Origin of the sequence: Pseudonocardia lacus, from assembly GCF_018531445.1 — a bacterium.
GTDB lineage: Bacteria > Actinomycetota > Actinomycetes > Mycobacteriales > Pseudonocardiaceae > Pseudonocardia > Pseudonocardia lacus.
Map to the genome: position 1 here is coordinate 1 of NZ_JAHDTH010000369.1, position 3,839 is coordinate 3,839.

A 3,839-nucleotide genomic window follows, 5' to 3' on the forward strand; every position below is an offset into this window, starting at 1 on the left:
CGGCTGGTGGCCGAGCTGACGCCCGGGCAGCTGGCCGAGCTGGCCGCGGGCCGCGCCCGGTTCGTCTACGAGGCGACCGCGGCGACCGGCGACCCGACCCCGGCGGCCGCGCCGGTGCCGCCCTCGCCCCGGCGCCCGCCGGCGGCGCCCGATCCCGACGTGGTCGGCACGGCCGTGCGCGCCATCCGCGAGCTGCACACCCCGCGCGAGGTGGCCGAGCACCTCGACCGGCACCGCTACCCGGTGCCCGCCCTGAAGCAGATCGCCAGGGCGCTGGGGCCGACGGTGTCCACGGCCGCGCGCAACCGGGCCGACCTGGAGCGCAATATCGTCGAGGGCACCGCCGGCTACCGCGCCCGCTCGGCGGCCATGTCCGGCGGCGCGTGGTCCTGATCGGCCTCCGGCTCCGGCCGGGTGTCGTCCACCTCGGCGGCGCTGTCCTCGGCACCCCCGTCGGTGTCGTCGGTGCCGTCGCGGGGGCCGTCTTCGACGACCACCTCCGCCGGCTCGACGTCCTCGGGTCGTTCGATGCGGTAGCCCATGCCGGCCAGCAGCGCCGCCGCGGCCTCCGGGTCGCGCTGGACGGCGTCGACCACCCCGTGCGGCCGACCCGACGGCGTCGCCCCCTCCGGCTGCTGCCGGGCCACGATCTGGCCCCGCCTGCGCAGCACGGCGGGCCACTCGGCCTGGATGGCCGCGTTGACGTGCGCCCCGATCACGATGGCCAGCGCGATGAAGAACGTGGCCAGCAGGAAGGCGATCGGGGCCGCCAGCGCGCCGTAGGTGTAGCCGGTGCTGGTGATCCAGTCGAGGTAGGCGCGCAGGCCGGTGACCCCGACCAGGAACACCACCGCGGCCAGCAGCGCCCCGGGCAGCCCCCGCCACCACGGCGGCTTGTAGGGCAGGGCGATGCGGTAGAGCGTGGTGAGCGCGAGCACCAGCACGACGCCGAGGACCGGGGTGGTCAGCGTGGCCACCACCGCCTCGGCGGCCGACCGGAACTGGTCGGGGACCAGTGGCAGCAGCCGGTCGGGACCGATCGCCACGATCGGCAGCGCGATGATCCCGAAGACCAGCGCCACGGTGTAGAGCAGGATCGACAGCAGCCGCTGCCAGACGAGGTTGCGCAGCTCGTACTGGCCGTGCGCCCGGGTGATCGCGTCGACGAAGGCCGCCATCGCCGACGAGCCCGACCACAGGCTGAGCACGAACCCGAGCGAGACGACCTCGCCGCGGGCCGTGGTGAGGATGTCGCCCACGGTCGGGGCAATGATCTCCTCGACGGCGTTGCGGCTGAAGAACCCGCCGGTGGTCTGCACGATGTACTCCTGGACGGCGGTGACGGTGTCCGGGCCGAACCAGTCACCGACGAAGCCCAGGATGCCGAAGAGCCCCAGCAGGAGCGGGGGCAGCGACAGGGTCTGCCAGAAGCCGGCGTTCGCCGACTCGCTGAAGATGTCGTCCTCCCAGGCGCCGGCCAGTACCCGGCGCGCCACCCGCCGCACCGGTCCCGGTCTGCCGCCCTCGCCGCCCACGGCAACAGGATCCCCTGCGGCGGGCACGCTGTCCTGCGGGGACATCCGGATCTCCCCGCTCTCGGCCATGGCTCAGCGACTTCGGACGGACATTCCTAACGACGTCTCAGTCTGCTCCCAGGTTGAGCGCCCATATTCGGTGTCATGAGCGACGAGCAGAGGGAGCAGGGCCGGGACACGGGTGCCGGCTCCCGTCCCCACCAGCACCCCGTTCCGCCCTACAGCGGCGGGCCGTCCACGACGACCTACCCCACCTCTGTCTACCCGCCGGGCGATGCCGGTGGCCACGGCACCCCCGGCTACGCCGGCCCGCCGTCGCCCCGCGACCCGAGCTGGGGCGAGAACCGGGTGGACGCGCAGCCGCCGCGGCCGAAGCGGCCGATGGCCGCGGTCGTCACCGCGGCCCTCATCGCCGGCCTGGTCGGCGGCGGTGGCGGCTTCGCCGGCGCCTACGCGCTGCTCGACGGCGGCAACGCCCCGGCGAGCTCCGCCCTCACAACGGCGCCGTCGGCCAACAACGCGGCGAACGCCGTCCCCGGTTCGGTGGCGGCCGCCGCCCAGACCGCGACGCCCAGCACCGTCGACATCCGGGTGAGCCTGGCCCAGGGCACCGCGGAGGGCAGCGGCGTCATCCTGACCGCCGACGGCAACGTGCTCACCAACAACCACGTCGTCGCCGGCTCCACCGGCCCCATCACCGTGACCCTGGCCGACGGCACCGAGTACCAGGCCACCGTGGTCGGCACCTCCCCCAGCTACGACCTCGCGGTCATCAAGCTGCAGAACGCCTCCGGCCTGACCCCCGCCACCCTGGGCAACAGCGCCGACCTGCAGGTCGGCCAGCAGGTGGTGGCGATCGGCTCGCCGCAGGGCCTGTCCGGCACCGTCACCACCGGCATCGTCAGCGCCTTCGACCGCACCGTGCAGGTCCAGGGCGAGGACGGCTCGGCGGTCGTCTACAACGGCATGCAGACCGACGCCCCCATCAACCAGGGCAACTCCGGCGGCGCGCTGGTCAACCTGCAGGGCCAGGTCGTGGGCATCAACTCGGCCATCGCCACCGCGGGCGACAGCTCCGGCAGCATCGGGCTGGGCTTCGCCATCCCGATCGACCAGGCCGAGCGGGTGGCCCAGGAGATCCTCGACTCCGGCTCGGCGACCAAGCCGGTCCTCGGGGTCCGCGGCAATGCGGCCGCCCCGGCCAGCGGCGCCGGCGCCATCCTGGCCGAGGTCGACCCCGGCTCCCCCGCCGCGAGCGCGGGCCTGAACGCGGGCGACGTGGTCACCAAGGTCGACAACGCCTCGGTCGAGAGCTTCGCCGACCTGATCGCCCGCATCGGCGCCCACGCACCGGGCGACACGGTCACCCTGACCGTCGGCGAGGGCTCCGCCGCCCGCACCGTCGACGTGACGCTGGGCAGCGTGACCGACCAGGCCGCGACCACCAGCAGCGGCGGCCAGAGCGAGAACCCGTTCGGCAACGGGGGGCCCTTCGGCGGCAACGGCGGCGGCAACCCGTTCGGCAACTGACCCACCACCACCCCACCGACCCCGACGCCCCCGCGCCCCCTCCGCGGGGGCGTCGGCCTGTCCGCCCCTCTTCGCAGAGTCGCCGTGGTCTTCACAGGGTCTACGGCACCTGCGAAGACCCGACTGCCCCTGCGAAGACGCCCCTGAGCCCGGGCCGGGACTGGTCGGTCAGAGCAGTTCGAGGATGGTGGCGTTGGCCTGCCCACCGCCCTCGCACATCGTCTGCAACCCGTACCGGATGCCGTTGTCCCGCATGTGGTGCACCAACGTCGTCATGATCCGCGCACCCGACCCACCCAACGGGTGCCCCAACGCGATCGCCCCACCGTTCGGGTTCAACGCCTTCGCATCCGCCCCCAGATCGGCCAACCACGCCAACGGCACCGGCGCGAACGCCTCGTTCACCTCGAACGCCCCGATCTCCCCGATCGAGAGCCCGGACTTCTTCAACGCCTTCTGCGTCGCCGGGATCGGCGCCGTCAACATGATCACCGGATCGGCCCCGGCCAACACCGCCGTGTGCACCCGCGCGATCGGACGCAACCCCAACTCGGCCGCCTTCTCCGAGGTCATCATCAGCAACGCCGCCGAACCATCCGAGATCTGCGACGAGTTCCCCGCGGTGATCACCCCACCCTCGGGCTTGAACACCGTCTTCAGGTTCGCCAGCGTCTCCACCGAGCTCCCCGGGCGGATGCCCTCGTCCCTGCCGACCACCGTGCCGTCATCCAACCTCACCGGCGCGATCTGACCCTCGAAGCGACCCTCCTGCTG

The 3,839-nt window shown here is 73.4% G+C and carries 4 protein-coding genes; 2 read left to right on the top strand and 2 right to left on the bottom strand.

The window, feature by feature from the left end; all coding sequences use genetic code 11:
* Nucleotides 1-393: hypothetical protein (locus tag KIK08_RS37870; protein WP_214408131.1), on the top strand; the 393-nt coding region annotated here is incomplete at its 5' end.
* Here KIK08_RS37870 and KIK08_RS37875 read toward each other — a convergent pair.
* Complete coding sequence (locus KIK08_RS37875; protein WP_250558618.1) at nt 348-1,580, bottom strand: YihY/virulence factor BrkB family protein; 1,233 nt, start codon at nt 1,578-1,580, stop codon at nt 348-350. The two genes, KIK08_RS37870 and KIK08_RS37875, sit on opposite strands and share 46 nt — an antisense overlap.
* A gap of 99 nt (nt 1,581-1,679) precedes the next feature.
* Here KIK08_RS37875 and KIK08_RS37880 point away from each other — a divergent pair, with 99 nt between their 5' ends.
* Nucleotides 1,680-3,065 carry a S1C family serine protease gene (locus KIK08_RS37880; protein WP_214408132.1) on the top strand — a complete coding sequence of 462 codons (1,386 nt, stop codon included), beginning with the start codon at nt 1,680-1,682 and terminating at the stop codon, nt 3,063-3,065.
* 168 nt (nt 3,066-3,233) lie between these two features.
* On the opposite strand, the gene KIK08_RS37885 is transcribed toward KIK08_RS37880, so the two are convergent.
* Nucleotides 3,234-3,839 (bottom strand): thiolase family protein (locus tag KIK08_RS37885; protein ID WP_214408133.1); only part of this gene is annotated, 606 nt, incomplete at its 5' end.